The sequence below is a fragment of the Solibacillus isronensis genome, assembly GCF_023715405.1.
GTDB classification, from domain to species: Bacteria; Bacillota; Bacilli; order Bacillales_A; family Planococcaceae; genus Solibacillus; species Solibacillus isronensis_B.
On the sequence record NZ_JAMBOC010000001.1, the window covers coordinates 641,212 to 667,706 of the forward strand.

36 protein-coding genes are annotated in these 26,495 nt (G+C 34.5%); 30 read left to right on the plus strand and 6 right to left on the minus strand.

What is annotated here, in order from left to right:
- Window positions 1-344 precede the first annotated feature (344 nt).
- From M3166_RS03270 to M3166_RS19570, 3 genes are all read left to right on the plus strand, one after another.
- Window positions 345-1,181, plus strand: coding sequence for a DUF2268 domain-containing putative Zn-dependent protease (locus M3166_RS03270; RefSeq protein ID WP_251687312.1), 837 nt, complete (start codon window positions 345-347; stop codon window positions 1,179-1,181).
- A 177-nt stretch (window positions 1,182-1,358) separates the two neighbouring features.
- Window positions 1,359-1,694 (plus strand): DUF5412 family protein, encoded by a 336-nt coding sequence (locus M3166_RS03275; RefSeq protein WP_435368047.1) that lies wholly within the window; start codon window positions 1,359-1,361, stop codon window positions 1,692-1,694.
- A complete protein-coding gene (locus M3166_RS19570) occupies window positions 1,673-1,753 on the plus strand; it encodes a hypothetical protein (protein ID WP_435368071.1) in 81 nt (26 codons plus the stop codon). The genes M3166_RS03275 and M3166_RS19570 overlap by 22 nt, the downstream gene beginning before the upstream one ends.
- Before the next feature lie 242 nt (window positions 1,754-1,995).
- Here M3166_RS19570 and M3166_RS03280 read toward each other — a convergent pair whose 3' ends face one another.
- Window positions 1,996-2,262, minus strand: a complete 267-nt coding sequence (locus M3166_RS03280; RefSeq protein WP_251687314.1) for a YesK family protein — start codon at window positions 2,260-2,262, stop codon at window positions 1,996-1,998.
- Between the two features lie 417 nt (window positions 2,263-2,679).
- Here M3166_RS03280 and M3166_RS03285 point away from each other — a divergent pair, with 417 nt between their 5' ends.
- Both M3166_RS03285 and M3166_RS03290 read left to right on the plus strand, forming a co-directional pair.
- Window positions 2,680-3,033 (plus strand): hypothetical protein, encoded by a 354-nt coding sequence (locus M3166_RS03285; RefSeq protein ID WP_251687316.1) that lies wholly within the window; start codon window positions 2,680-2,682, stop codon window positions 3,031-3,033.
- Window positions 3,034-3,711: 678 nt separating this feature from the next.
- Window positions 3,712-4,737: a CAP domain-containing protein gene (locus M3166_RS03290; protein WP_251687318.1), complete on the plus strand. Its 1,026-nt coding sequence runs from the start codon at window positions 3,712-3,714 to the stop codon at window positions 4,735-4,737.
- 79 nt (window positions 4,738-4,816) lie between these two features.
- Here the strand turns inward: M3166_RS03290 and M3166_RS03295 are convergent, their stop codons facing one another.
- Both M3166_RS03295 and M3166_RS03300 read right to left on the minus strand, forming a co-directional pair.
- Window positions 4,817-5,011, minus strand: a complete 195-nt coding sequence (locus M3166_RS03295; protein WP_251690000.1) for a DUF4017 family protein — start codon at window positions 5,009-5,011, stop codon at window positions 4,817-4,819.
- 240 nt (window positions 5,012-5,251) lie between these two features.
- The gene (locus M3166_RS03300; protein ID WP_251687320.1) at window positions 5,252-5,404 is read right to left on the minus strand and encodes a YrzI family small protein; all 153 of its coding nucleotides are present in this window, start codon (window positions 5,402-5,404) and stop codon (window positions 5,252-5,254) included.
- A gap of 700 nt (window positions 5,405-6,104) precedes the next feature.
- On the opposite strand from M3166_RS03300, the gene M3166_RS03305 reads away from it, so the two are divergent.
- A complete protein-coding gene (locus tag M3166_RS03305) occupies window positions 6,105-7,304 on the plus strand; it encodes an MFS transporter (protein ID WP_251687322.1) in 1,200 nt (399 codons plus the stop codon).
- A 206-nt stretch (window positions 7,305-7,510) separates the two neighbouring features.
- On the opposite strand, the gene M3166_RS03310 is transcribed toward M3166_RS03305, so the two are convergent.
- On the minus strand, window positions 7,511-7,678 hold the full coding sequence (locus M3166_RS03310; protein WP_251687323.1) for an aspartyl-phosphate phosphatase Spo0E family protein: 168 nt from the start codon (window positions 7,676-7,678) through the stop codon (window positions 7,511-7,513).
- A gap of 189 nt (window positions 7,679-7,867) precedes the next feature.
- Here M3166_RS03310 and M3166_RS03315 point away from each other — a divergent pair, with 189 nt between their 5' ends.
- Entirely contained in the window at window positions 7,868-8,536 is a 669-nt protein-coding gene (locus tag M3166_RS03315; protein ID WP_251687325.1) for a uridine kinase family protein, read from the plus strand.
- A 54-nt stretch (window positions 8,537-8,590) separates the two neighbouring features.
- Here the strand turns inward: M3166_RS03315 and M3166_RS03320 are convergent, their stop codons facing one another.
- Window positions 8,591-8,821: a hypothetical protein gene (locus M3166_RS03320; protein WP_251687326.1), complete on the minus strand. Its 231-nt coding sequence runs from the start codon at window positions 8,819-8,821 to the stop codon at window positions 8,591-8,593.
- A 213-nt stretch (window positions 8,822-9,034) separates the two neighbouring features.
- Here M3166_RS03320 and M3166_RS03325 point away from each other — a divergent pair, with 213 nt between their 5' ends.
- The 8 genes from M3166_RS03325 (at window position 9,035) to M3166_RS03360 (ending at window position 15,058) form a co-directional block, all read left to right on the plus strand.
- Window positions 9,035-9,532, plus strand: a complete 498-nt coding sequence (locus M3166_RS03325; protein ID WP_251687328.1) for a sigma-70 family RNA polymerase sigma factor — start codon at window positions 9,035-9,037, stop codon at window positions 9,530-9,532.
- Complete coding sequence (locus M3166_RS03330; RefSeq protein ID WP_251687330.1) at window positions 9,529-10,782, plus strand: DUF4179 domain-containing protein; 1,254 nt, start codon at window positions 9,529-9,531, stop codon at window positions 10,780-10,782. Before M3166_RS03325 ends, M3166_RS03330 begins: the two co-directional genes overlap by 4 nt.
- A gap of 189 nt (window positions 10,783-10,971) precedes the next feature.
- Window positions 10,972-11,520 carry a hypothetical protein gene (locus M3166_RS03335; protein ID WP_251687332.1) on the plus strand — a complete coding sequence of 183 codons (549 nt, stop codon included), beginning with the start codon at window positions 10,972-10,974 and terminating at the stop codon, window positions 11,518-11,520.
- A 152-nt stretch (window positions 11,521-11,672) separates the two neighbouring features.
- Entirely contained in the window at window positions 11,673-12,140 is a 468-nt protein-coding gene (locus tag M3166_RS03340) for a GNAT family N-acetyltransferase (RefSeq protein ID WP_251687334.1), read from the plus strand.
- 44 nt (window positions 12,141-12,184) lie between these two features.
- Entirely contained in the window at window positions 12,185-12,670 is a 486-nt protein-coding gene (locus tag M3166_RS03345) for an HIT family protein (protein ID WP_251690001.1), read from the plus strand.
- An 89-nt stretch (window positions 12,671-12,759) separates the two neighbouring features.
- Window positions 12,760-13,680: an aminoglycoside phosphotransferase family protein gene (locus tag M3166_RS03350; RefSeq protein WP_251687336.1), complete on the plus strand. Its 921-nt coding sequence runs from the start codon at window positions 12,760-12,762 to the stop codon at window positions 13,678-13,680.
- Window positions 13,681-13,883: 203 nt separating this feature from the next.
- Window positions 13,884-14,360: a CarD family transcriptional regulator gene (locus tag M3166_RS03355; protein ID WP_251687338.1), complete on the plus strand. Its 477-nt coding sequence runs from the start codon at window positions 13,884-13,886 to the stop codon at window positions 14,358-14,360.
- 167 nt (window positions 14,361-14,527) lie between these two features.
- Window positions 14,528-15,058 carry a D-glycero-alpha-D-manno-heptose-1,7-bisphosphate 7-phosphatase gene (locus M3166_RS03360; RefSeq protein ID WP_251687340.1) on the plus strand — a complete coding sequence of 177 codons (531 nt, stop codon included), beginning with the start codon at window positions 14,528-14,530 and terminating at the stop codon, window positions 15,056-15,058.
- A 94-nt stretch (window positions 15,059-15,152) separates the two neighbouring features.
- Here M3166_RS03360 and M3166_RS03365 read toward each other — a convergent pair whose 3' ends face one another.
- Complete coding sequence (locus tag M3166_RS03365) at window positions 15,153-15,800, minus strand: DUF421 domain-containing protein (protein WP_251687342.1); 648 nt, start codon at window positions 15,798-15,800, stop codon at window positions 15,153-15,155.
- 189 nt (window positions 15,801-15,989) lie between these two features.
- Between M3166_RS03365 and M3166_RS03370 the strand changes: the two genes are divergently transcribed.
- The 15 genes from M3166_RS03370 (at window position 15,990) to M3166_RS03440 (ending at window position 26,442) form a co-directional block, all read left to right on the plus strand.
- On the plus strand, window positions 15,990-16,523 hold the full coding sequence (locus M3166_RS03370) for a helicase (protein WP_251687344.1): 534 nt from the start codon (window positions 15,990-15,992) through the stop codon (window positions 16,521-16,523).
- A gap of 31 nt (window positions 16,524-16,554) precedes the next feature.
- On the plus strand, window positions 16,555-17,754 hold the full coding sequence (gene dpaL, locus M3166_RS03375; RefSeq protein ID WP_251687346.1) for a diaminopropionate ammonia-lyase: 1,200 nt from the start codon (window positions 16,555-16,557) through the stop codon (window positions 17,752-17,754).
- Between the two features lie 90 nt (window positions 17,755-17,844).
- Window positions 17,845-18,312, plus strand: coding sequence for a DinB family protein (locus tag M3166_RS03380; RefSeq protein ID WP_251687348.1), 468 nt, complete (start codon window positions 17,845-17,847; stop codon window positions 18,310-18,312).
- A 67-nt stretch (window positions 18,313-18,379) separates the two neighbouring features.
- Window positions 18,380-18,814: a DMT family transporter gene (locus tag M3166_RS03385; RefSeq protein WP_251690002.1), complete on the plus strand. Its 435-nt coding sequence runs from the start codon at window positions 18,380-18,382 to the stop codon at window positions 18,812-18,814.
- Window positions 18,815-18,984: 170 nt separating this feature from the next.
- A complete protein-coding gene (locus M3166_RS03390) occupies window positions 18,985-19,518 on the plus strand; it encodes a sigma-70 family RNA polymerase sigma factor (protein ID WP_251687350.1) in 534 nt (177 codons plus the stop codon).
- Window positions 19,502-20,188: a DUF3600 domain-containing protein gene (locus M3166_RS03395; RefSeq protein ID WP_251687352.1), complete on the plus strand. Its 687-nt coding sequence runs from the start codon at window positions 19,502-19,504 to the stop codon at window positions 20,186-20,188. The genes M3166_RS03390 and M3166_RS03395 overlap by 17 nt, the downstream gene beginning before the upstream one ends.
- 103 nt (window positions 20,189-20,291) lie before the next feature.
- Entirely contained in the window at window positions 20,292-20,954 is a 663-nt protein-coding gene (locus M3166_RS03400) for a hypothetical protein (RefSeq protein WP_251687354.1), read from the plus strand.
- 235 nt (window positions 20,955-21,189) lie between these two features.
- Window positions 21,190-21,507, plus strand: a complete 318-nt coding sequence (locus M3166_RS03405) for a hypothetical protein (protein ID WP_251687356.1) — start codon at window positions 21,190-21,192, stop codon at window positions 21,505-21,507.
- 338 nt (window positions 21,508-21,845) lie between these two features.
- Window positions 21,846-22,304: a GNAT family N-acetyltransferase gene (locus M3166_RS03410; protein WP_251687358.1), complete on the plus strand. Its 459-nt coding sequence runs from the start codon at window positions 21,846-21,848 to the stop codon at window positions 22,302-22,304.
- Window positions 22,305-22,576: 272 nt separating this feature from the next.
- On the plus strand, window positions 22,577-22,771 hold the full coding sequence (locus M3166_RS03415; protein ID WP_251687361.1) for a hypothetical protein: 195 nt from the start codon (window positions 22,577-22,579) through the stop codon (window positions 22,769-22,771).
- 81 nt (window positions 22,772-22,852) lie between these two features.
- On the plus strand, window positions 22,853-23,305 hold the full coding sequence (locus M3166_RS03420; RefSeq protein ID WP_251687363.1) for an SRPBCC family protein: 453 nt from the start codon (window positions 22,853-22,855) through the stop codon (window positions 23,303-23,305).
- Between the two features lie 708 nt (window positions 23,306-24,013).
- On the plus strand, window positions 24,014-24,532 hold the full coding sequence (locus tag M3166_RS03425) for a GNAT family N-acetyltransferase (RefSeq protein WP_251687365.1): 519 nt from the start codon (window positions 24,014-24,016) through the stop codon (window positions 24,530-24,532).
- A gap of 91 nt (window positions 24,533-24,623) precedes the next feature.
- A complete protein-coding gene (locus M3166_RS03430) occupies window positions 24,624-25,397 on the plus strand; it encodes a class I SAM-dependent methyltransferase (RefSeq protein ID WP_251687367.1) in 774 nt (257 codons plus the stop codon).
- A gap of 177 nt (window positions 25,398-25,574) precedes the next feature.
- Entirely contained in the window at window positions 25,575-25,961 is a 387-nt protein-coding gene (locus M3166_RS03435; protein WP_435368048.1) for a helix-hairpin-helix domain-containing protein, read from the plus strand.
- 58 nt (window positions 25,962-26,019) lie between these two features.
- Window positions 26,020-26,442, plus strand: a complete 423-nt coding sequence (locus M3166_RS03440) for a VOC family protein (protein ID WP_251687373.1) — start codon at window positions 26,020-26,022, stop codon at window positions 26,440-26,442.
- Window positions 26,443-26,495: the final 53 nt, after the last annotated feature.

Sequence of the window (26,495 nt, forward strand, 5' to 3'; positions counted from 1 at the left end):
TTACGTCACTAGATTATGCTTTAGTTGAAAAAGACTGTGGACGAATATCTTAGGTAACTCTGAATTATTGAATGGTGTTTAGCCTATTAGCTAAATAAATAGCTACGTGAAATAATCTAGGCACTTATTTTATTAGAAGAGTGTTTATATAGGTTTAAGATTAAGAGCTATTAAAAGGAGACAAATTAAATAATATTCTTTAGAGGAAATGTTAACAAAAGGCGGTTTAAGGGATTTTTTTGTATACCGCGAAATATTGTATTGAAGTAAAAATATATCTCCTGTGTAAATATATGTATATAATGAAAATCATACTATGAGAGTCACAAGAAGGAGTTACTTAAATGAAAATCATACAATTAACACCTCAATTATTAAATGAAAATAAACATAATAGTCATATTTTTTTAAATAATATGATTCATCCCACGATCAATTCGAAGAGTTGGATGAATCAATGGCAAGATATTGTATCACGTTTTCAACTCTTTAAATTTTTAGACTTGCCAATAGAGGATATACTTGCTCACAGTTGGAATGAGGAATTTATTGAACAGGTTGTTAATGAAACCGTCCAACTTGTTAAACAGCATATTGAACTCGATGATAATTTACAAATCACAATTGTACCTGCACTTCCTTTTCCTTGGTTTTCGAATATAGATCAATCGATTTGGACGAATGGATTTACGAATAGTAGTCAGAGCATTTGGATAGCTATTCCTGCTGATCCGGACATCTTATTCTTACGCTATTTACTGGCACACGAACTACATCATGCAGCACCGCAAAATCCCATTTATAAGTTAACACTAGATCAATTCCCACTAAAAGATTGGTACAAAATGGAGGGGACAGCTGAATATTTTAGCTTGCAACTATTCGAAGATAAACGCTGGTGGAAAGAAAGTTTTACTTTAGAAGTAGAAGAACATTATATTGCGGAAGCAAAAAGATTTTTAAATACAAATGATGATTCAATTAAAGGACCACTTTGCTTCGGAAGCATAAAACAACAAATTCCTTATATGGCTGGTTATTCGTTTGCCTACAATGCTGTAATGGATTATATAAAACGTTATCCAATTGAAAATTTAAATCAACTATTTGAAATAGATTCGGAAGAACTTGTTATGACATATAAGTTACATAGCACAAAAAATCAAATTAGATTGCACTAACTCTTCAACAATCGGGCACTTTCATTGAATAGGGAAGGGCTCTTTTTACATTTTTGGCCTTGTGATATATAAAGCATCCCACCAATCGATGCAGCGGGAACAAAATAGAATTAAAAAAGTCTTTAATAAAAGGAATTATTTAACTTCTCTTTATTAATAAAAAAAGGGGTGTATGGTATGACTGCTAATTCAACAATAAAAGGGGCAAAGCGAAAAAAGATAGTAAAGATATCACTAATTATCAGCTTTTTATTTATGGGGTTTATTGGATATGGAGTTTATTGGGCATTTTTCGATATGAAAAGGTTGCCTACTGGTGAATATCTTACGGAAGAAACCTCTCCTGATGGTACGTATACTTTAAAAGCCTATGTATCGATTACAAGCTTAAGTGCGGATGCTGTACGAGGTGAATTAGTATTTAATGAGTCCAAAGGTAAAAAAAAAATATCTATTGGAATTATCGAGAATCAACAGCCAAAATTGAATGGCTGGATAATAAAACAGTTGTAATTAATGGACATACTCTTGAAGTTCCTAATGGAAAATTCGATTTTCGTAACGAGAAATAGTAGAAAAAGACAAAGTAGCGTTAATTAATAAGGGTCGCGTCACCTTTCATTAAACACCATTTGTACTAATTCCGTTCAATTGGTTGTTTTCGTTATCTGTATAAAATGCTTCAGAACCAATAGTCTAAAGAAAAGACACGAAACGTTGATATATCTACATTTGTGTCTTTCTGATGTATTCCCTAACTTTCTTTTTGGAACTTTTATTAAACTTATAATAGCCGCAGATTAAAGTATTCATTTTACCTCTTTGAGGAAACCCCAATAAAAGTACCGATCCATACACCTGCAAAAATAGTAATGGCGAAATAAGCCAAAAGGATCCCATCCCAACCACCAACTATATCCTTGCTAAAAATAATTAATCCAATACAAATTAGACTTAATAATGTGGCGGTTAAAAGTAAAACTTTTCTTGAAACCTTACGGGATATAATAAACATCCCAATTGCAAACACAATTCCGCAAAGTAATATAGGTGTCCATCCCTCTAACATCAAAGCATTCATTTAATTACCTCCTGTTATGTTTTCCGTAACCTGGGGAAATTGCTAGAATTATTTATTATTTATATTACCAACTACCCTAAACTATATATCAGTAACATTCACTTTACCATCTAGCAAACGCCTATATCCGTAAATGCAACTCCTAAAGGGTGTTCCGAAAAACATGATTGTTGATTAAACAAAAATGTATGAAAGCGTCTTTTATACCTAACGGCGCTTTCGGTGTTTTATAAAAAGTGGTAAAATTTTCATTAAACATATTAAAAATTAAAAATCCGTATTAATCAATTGTATGAAAAAGAATTAAAATGATTAATACTTCAGTTCTTTTTGTGTATGTAAACTATCGATGAAAGAAAAGTATTTAGTGCAGTAATTCTTTATAGAGGAAAGGTTGAATATTATATTTTTGAGTGTTTGGCACTGAATGGTATAGCTGATGAAGGAATTTGGTTTTTCTTCAGCATCGATTCGAAGATTGGCGTACGGAAAGAACGTCTCACATCGTATTATTCACCCGAAGATATTAATATTCGGGCGTTTGCGGTGAAGGGTGAAATGATTGTTGCGTACCAAGGCAGAGGGGAACATACACTTTTTGAGTTACAACGTGTTGGTAATGAATATAAGACTGTCCGTAAAATCGAACTGATGAAGCCGAATGGTAAGTCCATTGAACCACAATTAGTGAATAACCGTGAGAGTAAGTTGCTGTTTTTGGACGGGAATGAGCTGTATATCTATGAAGCGAAATCTGGTGCAACAGAATGATTCAATAAGATTTAACTTGAATGGTAAACGACCTAATTCGTTATCGAAATATTATTTATCGAAAAAATCACTAAAGGATAGGTGATACTATGAAGTTGTTCTTTTGGCAATTAGACAACAAGGAAAAGTTTATTCGTGCTTTATGGATGGGTTTATTAGGACTAATATTTTTTTATGCTGTTGTTTGGTACAATTCTGCTGACTTTACAATTCCGATATTTTTTACAGTTCTATATATTGCTGATTTAGGCCTTCGTTATAAGAAAATGAAACGAAGTAAAGTTATATAATTCTTAATCCAATAACGAGCCCAAATAAATGTTTGGGTCATCGGGCGCTTTCCTATTATAAGGAAGGGGTCTTTTTGATTATGCATTCTGTAAATCCCATCACATAATCAGCAGCTAGTACTATTTCTATTGTTTTGAGAGGTTCATACATTGTAATCAATTTGTAACAAACGTAATAGTAAGGTGAAATTGTATAATTCTAAAAATCTGTCAATATTTATTTGGTGGCAGTATACTTTTTTTCTGGATGATTTTGTGAAATTAATAGTTTCTAAACCTTTGATTTTACGGAGTTTAGTAATAGATTGTTACTCTTACCAGTATATGGACCCTTTATTACGCATTTTGTACTGTAACATAGGTTTTGTAGAAGAGGAGGAATTCAAAAATGAATAAAAAATGGTTAGCAACATCATTATGTGCAGCAACATTATTTGCAACATCTATTACTGCAGCTGATGCAGCAAGTTTAAATACAGAGGAAAAGAAAGGTGCAGATACTCAACACATCCAAATTATTAAAGGCGATAATTATCAAGGGTTGGCTTTAAAAATAATAGAGCAAATTTCATCACCAAATGGTGAATTCGGGATTAATTTATCGAAAGATCTAATCAATAAAGCTTTTAAAAATCTAGATGCTAATAAAATAATTAAAGAGGGCAAAGTAGTGCATGCAGAAAAGGCTACTACTAATAAAGAAACTCAAAAAGAATCTACTAATAAAACAGTAGAAAAAGAGGATAAAGCACCTCAAGCACCAGCAAAAGAAGAAGCTACACCGGTAACAAATAACAATCATGCAAAAGCACCTGAAGCACCAGCAAAAGAAGAAGCTACACCAGTAACAAATAACAATAATGCAAAAGCACCTGAAGCACCAGCAAAAGAAACAACTGCACCAGAAACAAATAATAATACAAATGCACAGGCTACACCTGTGACAAATAACAACAATACACTAGCACCATCAAACTCAAATAATCAACAAGTAGAAGCACCAGCAAAAACAACGACTAATAATGTTAGTCAATCAGTCTCTGAATTTGAGAAACAAGTTGTAGACTTAACAAATGCAGAACGTACAAAAGCAGGCTTAAAACCGCTTGAAATACATTCTCCATTAATGGCTGTAGCTCATGCAAAATCAGCAGATATGGCGAAAAATAATTACTTTTCACATACAAGCCCGACTTTTGGAAGCCCGTTTGATCAAATTAAATCTGCAGGAATTTCATATCGCTCTGCAGGTGAAAATATTGCACAAGGTCAAAGAACACCACAACAAGTGGTACAAGCATGGATGGATTCACCAGGACACCGTCAAAACATTATGAATGCCAATTTCACACATATTGGTGTAGGTTTTGTTGAAGATGGTTACTATTGGACACAACAATTTATTCAACTATAAAAATATAACATCATTGTTAGGCTACTTAGCGACCAACTTTTATTGGCGTTAAGTAGCCTAACTTTTTTTACTCAAAAAATTAAAAGTTAGTTTTATGGGAATGTCTTTTATTAAAAAATAAAGTAATTAAAATTGCAACAATTAAGACAGGTATTGCGTAAATTTGTACAATTAGCAATTTCCATCCTATCGCATTATATCCATCTGAAGCAGGTAGCATAACTGCAATTATACAAACTATTGAATAAGCTAATAATGGAATAATTGTTTTCATCATTAATTTAATTACCTCCTTTCAATACAATTATTATAACCTAACAAACGCGACTAGATAACACCCTCATACAGGACTGTATGAAAAGTACTTTTCGCACAGCCCCTTACTTATGAAGATTTTAAAATCCACTACTTTATTTGGTAGCTAAGTGGAGCCATTCTCCAACCATAAAACTGCATACCTTCTTTTACTCATAAAAATCATTTCATTTCCCACCTTTCATTGTTTTAAATTTAATTAATAATGACGTTGACGAACGTAATCTTCTACTTTCCTTCGGTTCTCTTCAAAGATTTTTTTTACTTTTTCTTCATGAATTGCTTTCTCACGAGAGATTTCACGCTCACGTTTTGTAATAGCTATTGAAAGGGTAAAAAAGTTTACTATCATGGATTATCACCTCCTTAAAATGGCCCTGAAAATGGAAAAAACCGCAGAGAGACTCCCCCTGCGGTAAAAAAGGCACAAAAATACCGCAGGGGCACACTTCTCCCTGCGGTATGGGCATACTTAATTAATAAAAAAATTTAAGCAATCCATTCCAGTCTGGTCGAATGTGCGATTTTCGCTTTAGCTGTAACTACTAGTGACATTAATTTATTGATAACGATCATTTTCTTCGACCTCCTTAGAATTTTTTGATTACTGAGTTAGTATACCCACATCCATTTAAATTGTAAACAACTTTTTTACAAATTTTTAAAAAAGTGTAAATATATTGAATATCCTTCAGCTTTATTTCCTGTGAGTGACCTAATTTTTCGCAAGAGAAATAGACGACTTAAAGCATAATTATGATTATCATTAATGTATGAATTTTAAGGGCATTAGTTGAAAAGGTCTTCACCAACAATCGGGGGCAATTCTGCGGCAACGAATTGTACTTTTTCTCATAAATAAAAGCTTTTTCTGAGAAAAGAATCATATATTTATATATCACGCAATCAAGATTATTTTTAAGGAATATCCCTGATTTAAAAATGGGGATTTGAAGAAAAGTGAAGTATTGTAAAATGAAGACGATTAGGATGAGTTGAAGGCTAAAAGAGGGGATAGGAGCGCGTTTTTCTATTTTACTTGGAGGGATATGATGATTCAAGGTTCTTGGAGAGCATTAATGTGGATTGGATTATCAGAATTGTGTGCTTTAAGCTTATGGTATAGTGCGTCAGTTATTGCACCAGATCTAATGGACATCTGGAATCTCAGCCCCAATTCAGAGGCCTGGCTTTCGGCTTCTGTGCCTATTGGTTTTGTAATAGGTGCATTATTTAGTGCTTACTTTGGGATTGCTGACCGTTTCAATGCTCGAAAGGTTTTTGCAATTTCTGCATTTCTAGGTGCAATATTAAATGCCTTAATAATTTTTACCGATTCTAGTTTTATCGGAATTCTACTAAGGATATTAACCGGAATAACACTCGCTGGTATATACCCAATCGCTGTCAAAATGTTATCAGAATGGTTTCCAAAAAAACGCGGATTGGCGATCGGAATCTTAATTGCCGCATTAACTTTAGGATCATCGTTACCCCATTTTATTGTAATATTCTTTTCTTCATTAAGTTGGAAATTCGTACTTATTTGTAGCTCAGTATTGGCTTTATTATCAGCCTTGGTTATTTTGTTTATTCTAGAAGATGCCCCAGTGAAAACCAAAAAATTGCCCTTCTCTTTAAAAGTATTAAAAAAGGTGATGAAGAATAAACCAGTAATGCTTGCGAACTACGGTTACTTCGGCCATATGTGGGAATTGTATGCGATGTGGACATGGCTTCCTGTATTTATGACTGCTAGTTTTTCAACCTATTCACCAGAAATTCCACATTGGGTCATTGGACTGTCATCTTTTATTTCAATTGGGATTGCAGGTGGTATTGGTTGTGTGATTGGTGGACTAATCTCAGATAAAATCGGAAGAGCAAATTTAACAATGATTTCAATGTTAATCAGTGCTAGTTGTTCGATCATAATCGGTTTTACATTTGGTCATTTTATATTGTTAACGTTATTAATTTCGATTGTTTGGGGGATATCCGTTATTTCTGATTCCGCTCAATTTTCTGCAGCTGTATCAGAAATAGCCGAAGAGGAGTATGTAGGTACAGCGCTTACTTTTCAAATGTGTATCGGTTTCTTAGTTACTATATTTTCGATAAATCTGATCCCTGTTATTCAGAGAATGATTGGTTGGGAATGGGCATTTATAATACTAGCGATAGGACCTATTCTCGGAACTATAACAATGTTTAAATATAAACGTTACGAATTCGGAAATGAGAGGGAATGATAGGGCACATTTCTTTATAAGAAATGTGTCTTTATTCGTTTAAGGACTCTTAAGTGGTATAAGATAAATAACTACTGAGGTTTAAAAAAGAAGGAAGAATTAATAAATTATAGATCCCGCCAAAAAGATACGAACTTTTTAGTTATTAAAGCATTCGTTTCTTTTTGGCTAATTTTTTGTTTATCTCCTAAAACATAATTCGGAAGTTAATTGCTGAAAGTTAAAGTATATTCATTTAGCAACTTATCCAAGTTCTGACTTAATTTTATAGTGGTAGGATGATTTAGACCATTTTCAGTACCGGACTTTATCATTGCAGATCTAAGTGCTTCAACATTTTGTTGAGTTTTTATTTTATTTAAAACATTTGGCATTAGAAATCTCTCCTCATTTTTAATATTATTTATTAGATACATTAATTTACAAAAAACATATATTATGTAAATACACAATTAAGCGAAAAATTAAACCTTAAGTATGAAAAAATTTTCCGAATAAAAATTAGAAAGTAGATGTTAGGGGAACCGTGGTTAACAAGAGGTTATTAGGAATGAGGGTGAACAATGAAAACATTAATTCAAGAAATTATAAGTTGGATTCAAAATTCTGATAAGGAGCTGATTATTGGGATTTCTGGACATGGAGCTGCCGGAAAGACGACTTTTGCACAAATGTTAATGGGAAATTTAAAGTATGATGTAAACTATCTAAATGCGGATCCATACATAATAAGTTCATCAGTGCGGAAATACACAATGATTGACTTTACACATGAGGGGAAATTACATCGTTTTAAAATGACGGCATGCCATCCATCAGGACATCATATACCCTCTCTAGAAAGAGATGTACTGATGTTAAAAGCAGGTATAGATTTACTCACCATTGATACACATTATTTAAAAAGTGAAATCCTCTCATCACAAAACAAATTAACCATTGTAGAAGGTATGAGTGTTGCTTTTGCAAAGCCCGAACTATTTGATCTCTTAATTTATTTTTATACAAATGATGATTTGGAGCTTGAGAGAAGATTAGGTCGAGATATAGAGGAAAGAGGAATGGATACCAATTATTTAATGCAATCTCACAATGAACGACGAATACAGTACGAAGTGTTTATGCATCCATACAGTAAAAATTTCGACATTATTATTAAAAGTACTAAGGAAACTAGTATTGTTGAAGTAAATACGTTTGATTTTAATTTAAATGGTTCTTTAGAAAATTAAGATATTGAAGAAAAAACAGCCCAAATTGAGCTGTAATTTTGTACCCATTGATTGTTAAAATAAGCGTTGTTGATTACAAGGGGGAAAACCAGAAATATCCGCAATCATTGAAAATTCATACTGTTTCATTGCGAACTGTGTTTGATACAGGTATTCAACAACAAGTAACTTTCCGTTTGATACACCACAAAGTACCCCAGATGTCCCTTGACCATTTACGAAAGATATACCAATTGGTTGTCCTATTAAGTAACTAACCTTATGTTGCCATGGTGGCATTGTCATCAACCCTTTCTATGTACTTTATGCTTTTGAAAAAGTGGGTGTGCCTACTTCATAAATGTAAACTCCGCTGACCTTTCTTTATTTTTACAAGTACTTATTTATAGTTAAAGATAAAATCTAACCTATTCAATTTTTAACTTCCCCAAAATTATTTTACTCCGTTCGAACGAACTCAGATTTTTTACAGTCTAATAAATAAGGAGGTGGCACACGTTGGAAGACATACTCGAAAAAGCTGCGGCTGGGGACCAACAAGCAATCATGGAACTGATTGAACAAGACGAGGAAGTGCTTTACCCGATTGCCTATACATACTTGAAAAATGAGCAGGACGCACTTGACGCAATGCAAGAAATGACCTATAAGGCACTGAAAAAAATGCACACCATTAAACAGCCTGAATTTGCGCGTACTTGGCTCGTACGTGTTCTCATCAACTGCTGTAACGATATGCTGAAAAAACGGATCCAAACCGTGGAAATTGGTGAGATCAGACATAGTGAAGCCCCAGTTTATTCAGACATCAGTCGTCTTCTAAACTTACTTACGCTCACAGAACAACAGTTAGTTTACGCAAAATATTTCCAACAGCAGAAAAACAGTGAAATTGCCGAACTGCAAAACATTCCAGAAGGCACCGTTAAATCACGACTGCACGCCATTTTAAAAAAACTGCGTAAAGCCGCTGGACAAAAGGAGGATTGGCTATGATTGACATTCCAAAAGATAAGCTACGCCAAGGACGTATTGATGCATTGACGAAACTAAAAAAAGAACGGCGTCGAAAGAAGCAGTGGCAGGGAATCGCTACAGTGGCAATCATCTTCCTAAGTTTTTTGCTAACGGTCCGTGTCTCACCTACGATTGCCAGCTATGCCGCTAAAATCCCTGGCCTAAGTGTTATCGTCGAGCTTGTACAGGAAAATGAAGGGATAAAAGATGCCATCGCCAATGAATACTACGAGGAGCTGGGCATCCTTGTCCAAGACAAGGATGTTACGATTACACTTCAAGGCGCCATTATCGATGAGTACGGTATTATGCTCATGTATGATTTTGATTACCCGTCGGAAAAAAGTGATCATCATAACTATTCCGTGAACATATACCAAGGCGACCAACTGCTTGAAAACAGCGTAACTTACGGGACGATGGACGACCTAAACGAGCCGGTTGCGCACAGTAATCATTTGCTTGAAATGACGCTCGACCAACCGCTTGATACGACAAACCCTAATTTCCGTATCGAATTTAAAATGAGGGATGGTGATAAACAAACGATCTCGATCCCATTCTCACTAGAAAAGCCGATTGCCAAAGCAAAAATAGTAGAACCGAATACGAGCATTACAGCACAAGGTCAAAGCCTAGTAATCAATAAAATTATTCGGACACCACTACGCATCCATATCGAAGTAAAGCCAGATCCAACGAATACGATGCAAATCGTCGCACTCGATAACATTTCGCTTGAGCTTAAAAATGGTAGTAAACGTGAACTTATACGCAACGGTTTAGTTGGTAGTGGTTCGTTCAGAGAAGGTAAGTACACGTTTTACTTACAAAGCAACTACTTCTATGATTCAGATGAACTCATCGTCAGAATCGGAGAAATACAAGCTATTCCAACAGGTGAAGATTATATCGAAGTTGATTTCAAAACAAAGGAAGTACTTTTCAAACCAGACTTTATTGACTGGGATATTAAAGTTGTCGGCAACGATGTATATTTAAATGCACCAGTCAAAGACGACCACGGCCGCCAACACTTGTTTCCTGCTGAAAAAGAGGATGGTACATCACTTGAATCTGAAGGAAGCAGTTACTTTACGTCTGCCCACGAAGGTTTTAATTATAGAGAGTACTATGAGCCATACAATGGCAGAGCAAAACTTTGGATCAACTACATTGATAACCCGATAGCAACGGACGTTGAGCTCAAAATAGATTTGACTCAATAACGAAATATCGCAGTTTATTTAGTTAAAAGAAGCATCGATTTCTTCAGGAAACGATGCTTCTTTTACTGTCTATTTTAGGAACTTTATTCCATTTATGTCGTTAAATTATTATAAATGAGGTGGTATTTTAAGAAATACTCTAATTTTATTTACTGTACAAGCAAAATACTTACAATTAGGGGGTAGGCTATGTCTTTAACTTTACTCTTATTTATGGGCCTTATTGGCGTATTCTTTTTAACATTCCTTAAAACACCACTAATCAACTTATTTGGAGCAGATCATATTCTAATATTTAATTTGAAAAATGCTGGATGGTTTCAAATTTATTGGCTGGCTGGAATGTTTCTGTTTATTATGAATGGCATCCTATTTTTTTCAACTGCTCTTCTTATTTATGTGTTGAGTTATTTCTTAATTCCATATGTATATTTGTTTGTGATGGTACTCGCTGTAATTGGAAGTATCTTTTTATGGATAATAATTAACAAAGCTTGGCAAGGTACGAGGAGTAACTGTTTGAAAATGGCAGCAGTCGGGAGTAGTTTTTATTTGATACTGTCTCTTATTTTGATTTATATGTTAGTTACACTTGAGCCTTCCTATCCAGGTGATGATACACTTATGAGAGCAATTGGGATAGTGATGGGTATTGTGGTCACAACAGTTGCGTTTATTTCGTGTTTTATCTTTACAGGATTTTCGAATAAGAAGGAAATGAATGAGGCGCGATTCTAAACTAGAATCAGCGCTTATTTTTATATAGGGAACTAATGTGAAGGCCTAGAGATATTATCAGGATCTAAACAAATAGGCTGTATAGGGTTGATTTAGATATGGATAAATATGTTAATATGAATTGAGGTTTTATAAAGGAGGGTCTATATTTTATGGGGATTTCATTGATTAAAGCAACTTTAGATGATGCGACTAAGCTTCATGAGATTCAAGTGAAAGCATTTATGCCTTTACTTGAAAAATATCAGGACTACGATACTAACCCAGCTAATGAATCTTTAGAGAAAGTTATTACTCGATTCAAGCAACCATTCACAGATTATTATTTAATTGAATATCTAGAGGATACTATTGGTGGTATTAGAGTTGTAAAAATGAGTAATAAATCTTATCGTGTCAGCCCTATATTTATTTTGCCAGAGCATCAAGGAAAAGGAATTGCTCAAAAAGTCTTTGCAATAATAGAGGAAATATATCATGACGCAAGATTATGGGAGTTGGACACCATTATGCAAGAAGAAGGGCTTTGTTACCTCTATGAAAAGTTAGGTTATAAAAAAACGGGTAAATCCAAAATAATAAATGAGAAGATAACGATAGTTTTCTATGAAAAGTCTTAATACATTTAATTTTAAACTTTGGTATCAATAAAGGGGGTTATTGTATAAAGAAAATAACATTATCAAATGGAGAAATTGTTGAAGTTGAATGTTTAAGCTGTGCATTAACAAGTGGTTTGATAGAACCGGATGGCGGGGTTGTATTTGAAACGAAATATTTCCACGCTCATCAAGATGTAGCTTATCCAATCAAGGGGTTAATCATATTAGCTTCTAAAAGACATATCAAGTCTTTTGATGAATTAACTGAAGAGGAAAAATTAGATTATATTCAGGCTTTAACAAGAATAAGACAAGCTCAAAGAGAAGTATTAAATATCGAGTACGTTTATTACTTTTATAATGAAGATACTACTCACCATTTCCATACTTGGATGGTTCCAAGATATGAGTGGATGTATAAGTTTGGCCGCTCAGTCGAGTCCGTTAGACCGACGCTGCTTCACGCCCGCAACCATATGAATGATTCTAAAAATATAGAGGAAGTAATGACAGCAATCGACTTATTAAAAAAAGATTTAAATAATTGATCTTTGATAATCAATTGCTTTCTTGGATACATAAAAATCTGACGCGATTCAGAATTAGTTAAACTTATAAATACAAGGTGGTTAAAGTAATGAAAGGAACCGAGATCTTAAATATGTTTGGATTTGGAGTGGAAGAAGAGCCTGCAAGCATTTACCCATATTCGCCAGTATACCGAGTGAAATACGGTGAACAGGATGTTGTTGTAAAACGTACGCAAAAAAGAGCAGAAAGTGTAATATCGTACACTAATATGCTAAAGGGTAAGGGGATCGATGTTGTAACGCCAGTAAAGTTGAAAATTGATAATCCGCAAAAATACGAAGATACAAATTTTGTAGTTTATCCATTTATAGAAGGTCAGAAATATTCAGGCAAAGACAATGAAATTTATGAAGCTGGTAAATTGTTAGGACAGATTCACAGCTATTCACCTGGTTCAAATGATTATAACCTTCTTGACTACGATGTCTATGATTTTAATGAAGAAGAAGTTGAAGAGAGTATGGAGGCAATTATTCAACATGCAAAAAAAGCCGGATTAAAGATTGATCCAGCCCTAAAAATAAAGTTGCTGGAAAGTGTTGCAAATCAACAGGAGCTTTACCGTGCTAATTTACCACATGTTGCAACGCCTCATGATTTTAAAGCGAATAATTTAATATTAACCCCCGATCCATATTTAATTGATCCAGATAATGCGGCCTGGATACCAAAAATATTTGATCTAGCACTCGCATTACTTCTTTTTCATAACGAACATCAAGAAGCACCGGATCGGGTTTTTACTATAGATGAATGGGATTTATTTTTATCCGGTTACAAAGAGTTTATGGACATTACTGATGAAGAAAAAAGATATTGGGATAAGGCCAAACAGCACGTCTTTCTGGATGAAGTCATGTGGTTAATGGCTGAGTATGAGGAGGATTGGCAAAATCCGTCTCAACAGAAATTATTTAATAGCTTAATTCAAATTGTGCTAAATAGTGCTGACTATCAACTAGCATAAATTGTCTGCATTTAACCTATAATACGCAGGCAAAACGAACCTCCACTTTATTGATAATACGACACGATTCCTATTGTTTTTGTTTTTTTTAATAACAAATTAAAATCATTTGACAGTTTAATAATATTTATGATATTATTAAAAATTTGTTAAAAATCCATATACGTGTTAAGGTTAAATAGGTTACCTTATGGTTGCCATACATGGAGGTGGGTTATTTGTTTCAAATTGGTGAAAACATTATATATCCAATGCACGGAACAGGTATAATTAAAGCCGTAGAAGAAAAGGAAATATCAGGTGAAAAACAACAGTGTTATGTCATAAAAATGTCGATCGGTAATGTGCAAATCACAATCCCGAAGGATAAAATATTGAGTTCAAGTATACGTCCTGTTACTGATATAATTGATTTGAAACACATCATTCACATTTTTCAGCATGGGGAATCTGATGAATTATTGCCGTGGAGACAAAGGTATAAAGTGAACACGGATAAAGTAAAAACGGGTAAAATACTAGAATGTGCTGAAGTAGTACGTGATTTAATGCGTATGAAAGAAGAAAAAGCACTAAATACAAGTGAAAAAGAAATGTTAAATAGCGCGCATCAATTTTTGATTAGTGAGCTGGGATTAATTAAAGGGATTACTGAAAATCAAATTAAAAGTTTCGGCTAAAGATAATTTAAGACTCCTAAAAAGGGTGCGATTCTTATAAAGAATTGTGCCTTTTATAGTTGATTGATTTCATTAAGAGAATTATTGAATACTCGAAATAAGATTGCTTAAAGCCGATAATTTTTAACATACTAAAAGTAAGATTAAAAATTAAAGGTGTTGATGGATTGAAAAGAGCAGTGTTTTTAGATCGAGATGGCGTAATTAATGAAGTGCTGACTAAGCGGGTGAAATTTGTAAATGAACCGAAACAATTTTATTTCTTACCTGGAGCAGAAGAAGCCATCAAAAGTTTAAATGACTATTTTGATTATGTGTTTGTCGTAACGAATCAAGGCGGAATCGGTTTAGGTTATATGAAAGAAAAGCAGTTACAGAAAGTTCATGATCATATGGTTGCTCAACTGAAGAAAAAGGGAGCAACGATTCATGAAGTTGCCTATTGTCCGCATAAACCAAAGTCTGGGTGTGAATGCAGAAAGCCAAATAGCAAGATGATTTTAGATTTAGGTGAAAAATACAAAATAGATCTTGAGCAATCCTATATGGTTGGTGATACGGATACAGATATTCAGGCAGGTAAAAAAGCAGGGACAAAAACCGTTTATATTGGTGATAGTGATCCTTTAGCAGATGCAGTGTTACCCAATTTAAAAGAAGCAGCACAATGGATTATTCGCGATATAAATAATGATTAGAAATTAAACCCACAAAGGAGTACCTTTGTGGGTTATATTTTAATGTCGTTTCTCTTTGTAGCAGTTGAAGTAGCCATTTTTCAACCGCTAACAATTAATCATAAGTCTGAACATAAAGTCCATTTTCCTCAGACCATTCCGCATAATATATTTTCTTAATATCCTCATAGCCTTCTTCTTTTAATTGATGAATGATCCATTTCTTATCTTTCCCGATTTGTGCCAAAATTCTTTCTTCAATCTGCCCTTCATCGATAATCAAGTGAGTTAACACATCACCTGTTTCTTCCTCGGGTGACTCCTTTTTCAATACGCTAATTTGTCCACCAGGCTCCAGAAGAGCATATTTTACTTCACTAATTGAAAAAACTCCTTGCATCCGCAGCAAGGAACGTAGTTGTTCGGATTCCACTTTATTTTTCGCTAATTCTTTAATATCCAATCTCCCATTATTTACGAGAAAAGATGGTTCTCCTTTAATAATCGGACGCAGCCTTTCAAATTTCCTGACCAGAAAATCGGTTAAAAGATAGAGAGCAGTCCATAATCCAATCGTATAAAGGACATCCCAAATATTCACTTTTTCATCGTATACTCCTTCTTCCAGTGTTCCACCGAGAATAACGATAAACACAAAATCGAATGGGGTGACTTCACTAAGTTCTTTTTTTCCGATAAAGCGGATAACAACCATAAGTGCGATAAACCCTGCAATAATTTTAATAGTAATAGCTGTAATCATTTATTTCACTCTCCTATTAACCTTTGAATACCCTGAAGCCTACCAATTTAAGCTGGTCATAAATCACTAGGATTCACTGTTTTAAAAGGGATGAAGGAGTATTAATGAGATTAATAGAAATCATTAGTAGGGGTTTAATAGCAAGATTTGTAACAAAAATATTCACTCGAAGCATTGAGGAGGGAAAAAATGCGAATATACCCTGATTGTCCTGTTATTACAAAAACAATTGAGGTAGGAGGGCTGTCGAAAGACGACCTTATTCAAAAACTGCAACAATCGTCTATTTCACTGAACCAATATGGTGAGAAATTATTATTTGATGATCGGTTTACTACTACCGAAACAACATATAGTGTGGAAATAGTTGAACTATCTGTTAGGGACCTTGGTTTTCCGAATGGCGCAACATTACCTGAAATCTTTAAACAAGCGAACGAACTTGGCTTACAGTTATGTCCACCTGAGCTAGGACCTTACTTAAGAATGGAATATGTAGACCAAGCTGAGGGGGATTCAGGTAATCTTTCACAAAAAAATGAGGCACCTTCTGGATCTGTCACAATCGCATCAGAATTAATAAGTGATGAAGAGAGTTTTCCAAAAGGATTTTATGTTAGAAAAGTTGATGGCGTATTATGGCTGCGCGGATATGTAGCTGACAACTTGCATGTGTGGAATCCTGATAACCGGTTTATCTTTAAATCCAACAAAGATAATTAAATCGAAGCAGGTAAAATAGGAAACGAGGTCAGTGAAATTGAAATTAGTAAAATTTGATCGGAAAAAGGAAAAGAAGTTTGATATTGATTTTCTGAATGCGGACGTTGCCAAAAAAGTTTCCGCTTTTCATAGAAGCTTCCCGCAATATAAACCTACACCTTTAGCTGTATTGGATAATTTGTCAAAGGAATGGAATGTCAGTAAGATTTTCGTGAAAGATGAATCTTACCGTTTCGGTTTAAATGCATTTAAAGCTTTAGGAGGTTCGTATGCAATCGGACAGTATCTTGCGGAAAGATTAAATATTCATCCGGCTGAGCTTACATATGACATGCTTGTTTCCTCAGAAGTAAGAGAAGCATTAGGAGAAATTACGTTTATCACAGCTACAGACGGCAATCACGGTAGGGGAGTCGCATGGACGGCAAATCAGCTGAAGCAAAAATCGGTTGTCTATATGCCCAAAGGTTCATCAGTGGAAAGATTAAACCATATAAAATCTGAAGGTGCGGATGCTTCCATTACGGAGCTGAATTATGACGATACCGTTCGCTTAGCGGCTGAAGATGCAGAGGGAAATCATTGGGTGCTCGTGCAAGATACGGCATGGGAACACTATGAAGAAATCCCTAAGAAAATAATGCAGGGGTATATTACGATGGTGTCGGAAGCTTATGAACAGCTGAAAGAGTTGGACGAAAAGCCGACGCATGTATTCATTCAGGCTGGTGTTGGTTCAATGGCAGCTACCGTTCAAGGTTTCTTTGCCAATGTTTACGGGGAGGACCGCCCGATTACCGTTATTGTGGAACCGGATAAAGCGGACTGTATTTTCCAAACGGCCAAAGCAAATGACGGGAAGCTGCATTACGTCAAAGGTGATTTGGACACGATTATGGCCGGTCTAGCATGCGGCGAACCAAGCACATTAGGATGGCAAATTTTAAATGACTATGCCGATGCGTTCCTTTCATGTCCAGATAAGATTGCGGCGCAGGGTATGAGAATATTAGCAGCCCCATTAAAAGGCGACCCTCAAGTTATTTCAGGTGAGTCGGGTGCTGTTGGGATAGGTGCAGTTAATGAAATACTAAAAAGCAGCGAATACGTGGATTTAAAGAAACAGTTAAGGATTAAGCCGGATTCGAAAATTTTGTTCTTCAGTACAGAAGGAGATACGGACGCGGCGCATTTTAAGAAAGTAGTCTGGGATGGTGCATACTCAATTTAAAGGAAATGGTTTGCGTTCCGTATTTTTATTCTGGAATGTGAACCTTTTATGTAGGTGTTTTCGTGTTTAGTAACGAATAACTAAATCGAGGTGGTTCATCTGCTGAAGGAAAAATCAGAAATAGTAGCACATCAACAAAGCTTCATAACTTTTATACATAGTTTGAAATCTATAGATGAAAATTTATTAAGAAAACCGATTGGGAAAGGGAAATGGTCCATTATAGAAATAGTTGGACACTTTTACCCTTGGGATGAATTTGTGTTACAGCAAAGAATTCCATATCTATTTTCAGACGAACACTTTCCGAAAGCTCCGGGTATCGATGAGCTAAATAACCAATCTTCTTTACAATCCAGAACAGAAGATGTAGAAAATACATTGGAAAAATGTATTCACATACGGCAAGAATTATTAAGTCAGATAAAGCAAATTCCTGAAGATGACTGGTTGGTTCCAATACAGATTAACCACTCTACGTTAACGTTTTACGAGTACTTAAAAGGCTTAATGGAACATGATCTACATCATATAAATCAAATGAATTCTACTATCTAAATCAGACTAGCTAAATAAATTAATATTACATTGTTTCGTGGTATTCAAATTGGAGGAACTGTTGATGATGAAATTGATAATTGCTTTTTTAGCGTTGGTCGGCGGTTCGGCCGTTGCGATACAGAGTCAAATCAATGCCTTATTTAGTAAGAAAGTAGGCGTACTGGAAAGCGCCACCGTTTCTTTTATGGTAGGCGCGCTTGCATTGTTCTTTTTAGCATTCTTTTTCGGAAAGGGTAATTTTTTAAATGTATTTACTGTTCCCAAATGGCAATTAATTGGAGGATTATTAGGCGCATTCTTTATTGTCATAAATATCTATTCTGTAAATTTAATCGGAGTAGCTGCAACCTTTATGGCGGTTATCATTGGTCAGATTTTTGTCGGAGCGATTATTGACCATTTTGGCCTTTTTGGTGGGGTTACCTATCCAATGAATTTGGCTAAATTCATTGCCCTTGCGTTAATGTTTGCCGGGATTTATTTGTTTAATAAAGCATAGTTGAGATAAATAGTTTTTAACCCAAAAGACGCTTTCCTAATAAGAAACCGTCTTTTTTCATGAAAAGAATTAAAGTTGAAAGGTAGAAAAAATAATTTTAAAATTTCAAAGCCAAATGTCCTTCTCGTATGTCTAATAAATGTAAAACGAAAATGAAGGGAGGAATTGCGATGAATATTAAACGCTTAGTAAAAAAAGCTCAAAAAGGAAATGACAAAGCATATTTAGAGCTTTTCCAACAATATGAAGCTGATATTTATCGAATGGCCTATGTCTATGTGAAAAATAAAAATGATGCTTTGGATGTCGTACAAGAAGTAGCGTATCAGTCATTCAAAAATATTAGCACTTTAAATAAACCGGAATATTTCAAGACATGGCTTATGAAAATTACGATCAATTGTGCCTTGAACGTAATAAATAAAAATAAAAAAGTAGTTCAACTAATACCTCAGTTTGAAGTACATACAGGAGAAGGAGTTGAAGATATTGCAATGTCTTTATCCTTACGGGAACTAATGGATATTTTGCAGGAAGATGAGAAAAGCGTGATTTTACTAAAGTATTATAATGACCGTACGTTAAAGGAAATATCAGAAATTCTTGAAATCCCGCTTGGAACAGCAAAATCCACCTTATATCGTGCTCTGAATAAACTTCGTCAAAATTTAAAGGAGGTAGAGAACTATGGGGAATCATTTTAAACAGGATATAGAGAATATCGAAATCCCGTTTCAGCTTCATGAAAGAAGTAAGAAAGGGATTCAGGAAGCTAAATCAGAAATGGGCGGAAAAGTGAAACGTTTTGTAAAAAAGCGTATAGCGATTACAATCATGGCTGCCTGTTTAATGGTTCCAACAGGAGCATTTGCTTATCAGTCGTTACTTGCAGATGATTTATACGGATCGTTTGATAATGTAAAAAAACATATAGCAAATATTACAATTAAAAGCTATTTATTGTTTGATGCAAAATTGTCTCAAGCAAAAGGTGACCTGGGAAAAGAACAATTCGAACAGTTTAAAGAAATCCTCTATGTCATTACAGATGCAAAACTTGAATTTGGCGATAAAAACGGAAATATCGATTATTCTAATGTGTCTGAAGAAAAACTGGCGGAAATTAAAGCGGCCATTTATGAAATCCAACCTTACTTTGATAAATTAAACAATCAACCATCCAGTAAAGAGATTTTAACAGCGGAAGAATATGAGCAATATATTCAGGCATTATTAACCTTTGAAACTGTAATGGCAAAATTAGGTGTCTCATCACCACCCGCAATTGAGATGGTTCCTGAAGGTGCACAAGAAGAATTTCTAAAGGCCCGTGCCGTTTTGGATTATGTGAATGAAAAACAAATGGGGAATTAATGGCGAAATCAGCTTGGGATATTCAAGCTGATTTCGTTTTTTATTTAAATAGACATCTGTATTCACAAACTGATAGAATAATTAGAAATAAATTACAGGTGGAATGAATATGAGAAAAAGACTAGGTTGTCTACACGCCCATTATACAAATATTGAATACATAGAAAATGCACTTGCTCCATATAACATCGAATTAGTCCATTTTGTTGATCCAGGATTAATGGATCGATTAACTTCAGATCAGAATTTCCATGAAGCAGATGCGCAGCTAAAAGTAAAAGAACAGATAGAATGGATTGCCCAATCGAATATTGATGCAATTTTAATTACTTGTACAAACTATATTGCCATTTTACAGGAAGATCAACTTTCCATATCAGTGCCAATTATTAAATTGGATGAATCATTCTCTGATTTCATCTGTAATATTCAGCAACCCCAGACTGTACTTTTTACAAATCCGGCAACTGTTGAAGGGACAATTGAACGACTTAAACTCTATGCAGCTACTAAAAAAAAATCGATAAACATCGAGGTTATTGTATTAAACAATACGTTTGATTTAATCATGAAAGGACGTAAAAAAGAATACAATCAGGAAGTAGCAAGGATGTTAGAAAAACTTGTTGCTGATGATAAAATAATTTCCGTTGCTCAATTATCAATGGCGGATGCAGCACAGCTAGTTGAAACAAAGACAGGCAAATCTATCCCGAATCCTTTAAAAACATTCGTAACTTCTATTGTTAATGAATTAGATTTATAAGAAAAAGTTCATTAATAACTACTATACGTGCGCGATCCTAAATTAGGATCAGCGCTATTTTATTATTGTAAAAGTAACTGTGAATTTTATCTTAAAACTTTGGTAGGTTTAGTAGTGAGAAAATACTAATAACTATGAATGAGGGGGAGCCCTTAGAGATTCAAATGGAAAGGGAAAATTTTGAAACTTTAGCGTTTGTTAACTCATATAAATTAATAAGACTGGAGGCGGATGCATGAGTAAAGGTAAATTATTCATAAGCTTTATCTTAATTACTTTTGGTGCATTATATATATTTGGTTTTACATCTGTTCTTAATGTAATTGTCGATGGTAACTATCAACTCGAAGAACAAAATATTATTGAAAAAAATGGTGAACATTATTTGTTACTTGACGGTTATGAATTATCGTTATCGAGGGATTTCTATATGAAGATAGAGTTAGATAAAACTAATGAATACAAAATTAAGTATGCTTATAACAGATTAAATAATAAAAATGGAGAGATCGTTATGCTTAAAAAATATGGTGAACAGCCATGGGGCAAATGACAACCTGTAGTTAACTTCCCATAGTTAGTTCTGTCATGTTTGATTTTAGGTTGACAAGGGGGATATGAGTGCAGCTTTCAGTAGCTGTTTTACCGTTAATTCTAAGTAGGATTAATTTCATTATTGGCAGCTTAATCGTAGGGAAAGAGCGAGGGAAAGTTTCAGAGACAAGTGGGAAAAATATACAAAGAATAGGGTTTATCACACTTCTAATCATTTACTGAGCGTGATTTTACTGAAGAGTTAACAATCGCTTGTTTCTTTGGTAGGCAGGTAACTGGAAACATTACGGTTGGAAAAATAGTGGAAAGTTTAAGATGGTTGAGGGAGGCGGTTTCATGATAAAGAAATTTGACATTCGAAATACAAAAAATGCGGAAAAACTCTTAAAGATACAAATACCATCTTATAAAGTAGAAGCCGAAGTCATCGATTATGAGGATATCCCGCCATTGAAAGATACAGTAAATACTCTACAACAATGCGGAGAAACTTTCTTTGGCTACTATATAAAAGAAGAACTTTGTGCGGCCATATCGGTGAAAGTTAGTGATCATGAAGTTGATATACATAGATTAATCGTTCATCCGGACCATTTCCGAAAAGGAATCGCACAGAAACTGTTAACTTTTATTGAAGGTCAGTTCGATATAAAGACAATCATAGTCGCAACTGGGTCTAAAAATACCCCAGCGATTACTCTATATAAGAAAAATGATTTTCAGGTTACGAAGGAAGTCCAAGTAAATGAACATTTATCCTTAACCTATTTTGAAAAAAATTTTTTATCAGATTGAAGTTTGCAATAAGAGGAGTGAAAATAATTAAACACAAAAGGATGCTTTTTTTACTGCTCATCATTTTTATATTGTCATTTTTTATTCGATTATATAATTACGAAGCATTCCAGGAAACTAAGTGGCGCGATGCCTTATTCTTTTCGTTCTGGATGACAATTGGCCTGTTGATTCTTTATATCATTCAAATTACTGTGGAAAAGTATAGTAGGAAATAAGCGGAAAAGCAAAATATTATTTACTTTGAACCTAGGGAATTGGTCGCGTTAAATATGGAAAACGGAACTTTTGACCCGAATAAAATAAAGGTTTCTGTTTTGCAAAATGAAAACAAAATAGAATTAGAATATTTTATAGTGAATCAAACCTTTAATTTACCTACAGAAAAAGGAAAGTATATACTCGTTGTCGACATTGAAACAGACAAAGGTAATGCTCAATATGTTGGGAATATAGTTATTCAGTAAATTAATTGTACGATGCCCCACAGGAATTCATGGTAAAGGAATAGCGGAGCAAAAATTGATAAGTTTTTAAGGAGAGTTTCGATGCCGATTATTATCCACAAGCAGTTTGTAAATGCACCTATACAAGTATGTTTTGACCTTGCCAGAAACGTCGACATTCATATAAAGACGACTGCGAAAACGAACGAAAAGGCTGTAGATGGGGTAACACATGGCTTATTAAATGCAGGTGACTCCGTTACTTGGGAAGCTACTCACTTCGGTATTAAACAAAAACTGACGGCAAAGATAACACATATGCAGCAACCAACTATATTTGTGGACATAATGGTGAAAGGCGCATTTAAATCATTTACCCATACTCATAAATTTGTAGAAGAAAAAGTCGGCACTTTAATGATCGATATATTTGAATATAAGTCGCCATTTGGTCCATTAGGGAGAATTGCTGACAAATTGTTTTTGTACAGATATATGGAAAGTTTCATTAAAAAACGATCAGCAGAATTGAAGAAGCTTGCAGAAAATAATTAATGAATTATTAGGAGGGCATAAATGGCAGTCTCTCAAATTATGATCATAATGTTAGTTTATGGGGGTCTTTTTTTTATACCGCAAGATTCGGTTCTTCACATAACAAAATCATATTTTACGGTCACTATATTTTCTTAATTGTTTTATATTGTCTCATATCTATTGCTATTTGGTTCATCTATAAAGGGAATGAAGTACATATTAATTACCATAGCGGTTATGAACCAATTAGTTTGACGAGAGAGGCTATCTTTGCAATGGTTTGTTTCAGCATTTATAATCTGATTTTATTTTTATTAAGCAAGAGATTAACAAGAAAAAGTCTTCTATTAAAGAAGTGAATAATTAGTAATAAACGTTGAATAGAGGGAGGATTTATATGGAAATTCTATTAGTTGGAACGTTTCACCTTAGCGATACCTCTGACTTGAACACGTTATCGGAAAAGGATAAAAGGAAATATAGCGATAGCGATTTCCAACAATGGGCTATCGATCTTGAATCGGGACTTTAATTGCGTTATTCATAATCATAGGAAGCTTTTTAATCGCTTATTGGAGTTTTAACAGATTATTTAAGTCATTAAAATCAACAAACAAAAGTGATACAGCATTAAAAATCGAGTTGTATTCATTATTAAAACGAGTTGAGGCACTTGAAAGTAAATTAGAAAAAAGTAATTGGCTATATAAAGGAGTTAGGAATAACATGATTACATTAAGAAATGTGCAAAAAACAGATTTAGAAGAGCTGGTTGTCATTGAAAATGAAGGCTTTACAAAAGAAGAGGCTGCTACAAGGGAAGCATTTGTGGAAAGAATTCAGCTGATTGCCGATACATTTATAGTTGCTGAAAAGGATGAAAAGATCGTAGGTTATATTAACGGTCCTGTAATCCCTCAACTATACATAACGGATGACCTTTTTGAAGAAATTAATGAAAATCCAAAAAAAGGCGGCTACCAAAGTATATTAGGAGTAGCAGTTTCTAAAGAGGCGAGAAATCAAGGAATTGCTCGAATCTTATTCAAAAAAATGGAGCAGTTGGTAAAAGAAAATGAACGACAAGGAATTACGTTAACATGCAAACAGGAATTGGTTTCTTTTTATGAAAAACTCGGCTTTGTAAACCACGGCATTTCTGAATCACAGCATGGCGGAGTTAGTTGGTATAACATGGTCAAACTACAAGAGAAAATGATTAATTATGGGGGGATTTCAATGTAATGTGAAATCCTCTTTTTATTTTCGGTTATTCAATATCAGAATTTTCCATTATAATGGAACTAACAAATTTATATGGAATCGAGTGAATAATATGGGTACTTCAAAAGTTACAGAACATCAATGGAATGCTAGTTTATACGATGGTAAGCACTCGTTTGTTTCAAAATATGGCAATAGTTTGGTGGAATTGTTAGCTCCAAAGAAAGGAGAGCGAATACTGGATCTTGGTTGTGGAACAGGAGATTTAGCAAATACTTTATTTGAGGGTGGCGTGGAAGTGGTAGGTGTCGACAAATCTGAAAATATGGTGAAACTAGCGACAAGTAAATACCCGCAGATTCCATTTACAGTTCAAGATGCTACCAAATTAACCTATCAAAATGAATTTAATGCGGTATTTTCAAACGCAACACTCCATTGGGTGCACCCGCCGAAAGAAGCTGTGCAATGTATTTATGAAAGCTTAAAACAAGGCGGCAGAATGGTTGCTGAATTTGGAGGGAAAGGCAATGTACAAACAATTACAGATGAAATTATTCAACAAATAAAAAATGCAGGCTACGAATTTAAAGAAGCACAATTTCCCTGGTATTATCCGAGTATTGCAGAGTACTCAAAGCTGATGGAAGAGGCAGGATTCCACGTGACTTTTGCTCAACTATATGATCGACCAACACCTTTAGATGGTGAAAATGGTTTGAGAAATTGGATTGAAATGTTTGGCAGTATTTTATTTGATGGAATTCCCGAACAAATACAAGATCACATAATCGCTAATGTAGAAATGAACTTAAAGGATGTTTTGTATCGTGAAGGCATTTGGGTGGCAGATTATAAAAGGATTCGTCTAGTCGGAATTAAATAAGTAGTTCGCCTTGCCTTTGTTTTATATTGAAGAAGTAAGTAAATAACTAATTGAAATATAAATTAAGTATAAGTTAGGTGAATATAGATGAAAAAGTCCTCTCCAAAGCTTCCTTTAACATCTGAAGAAAGAATAATTTTAAGAAAGTGCAAAGTGAAATTGAATGAGATCGCACTTATGGACATACCACAATTAACTGCATGTCTACAATCAACTTCCGAACGTGCTAAATACCTTCGCGCACTGGCTCAATTCCAAACTATCCCTTCGATTGGACCAAAGTTGGCTCAATGGGTTACTGAATTAGGTTTTTATTCTTTAGAGGACTTGAAAAACGAAAATGGTGCTGAATTAACTAATCGATTGGAGGAACACTTCGGTTATTGGGAAGACCCGTGTGTAGAGAATTCGTTAAGATGTATCGTACATCATGCTAACCATTCAGGCAGCGAAAAAAGTTGGTGGCATTTTACGGATGAACGGAAACAATATCGGGAGAAAAATGGATACCCTGTTTCAAGACCAGCGACATCTTGGCATGATAAGAAAGATAAAAGCAAATAGAGTAAGATTAAGCAGAATTATAAAGATAGAAAGTTACAGGACCATGGGAGGGCTAAGTTTGGCAATTCATAGAATAGATCATGTAGGTATCATAGTAAACGATCTTACTGCAGTTAAAGAGTTTTTCATCGAATTTGGGCTGGAAGTGCTTGGTGAAGGGGAAGTGGATGGGAAATGGGCAGAGCGAATTATCGGGTTTACTGATGTGAAAGCAACCATTGTCCTTTTAGGGATGTCGGATGGCCAGGCAAAATTGGAGCTGGTCAAGTTTCATACAGACTCAGAGATAGAAAGTATACAGCAATCTTTAAAAAATCATATTGCCTTTGCCGTTGAAGATATTGAAACGGTCGTTGTTAAATTGAAAAAGAAAGGCGCGGAAATAATTAGTGAAATCCAAAACTACAATAATATATATAAATTATGCTTTGTTCAGGGACCAGAAGGCATAATTTTAGAGTTAGCTGAGAAAATGAGATAAACTTTAAGTGAAAGATTTCAACTTAATAGTACATTTTCATAGTAACCTTGGTG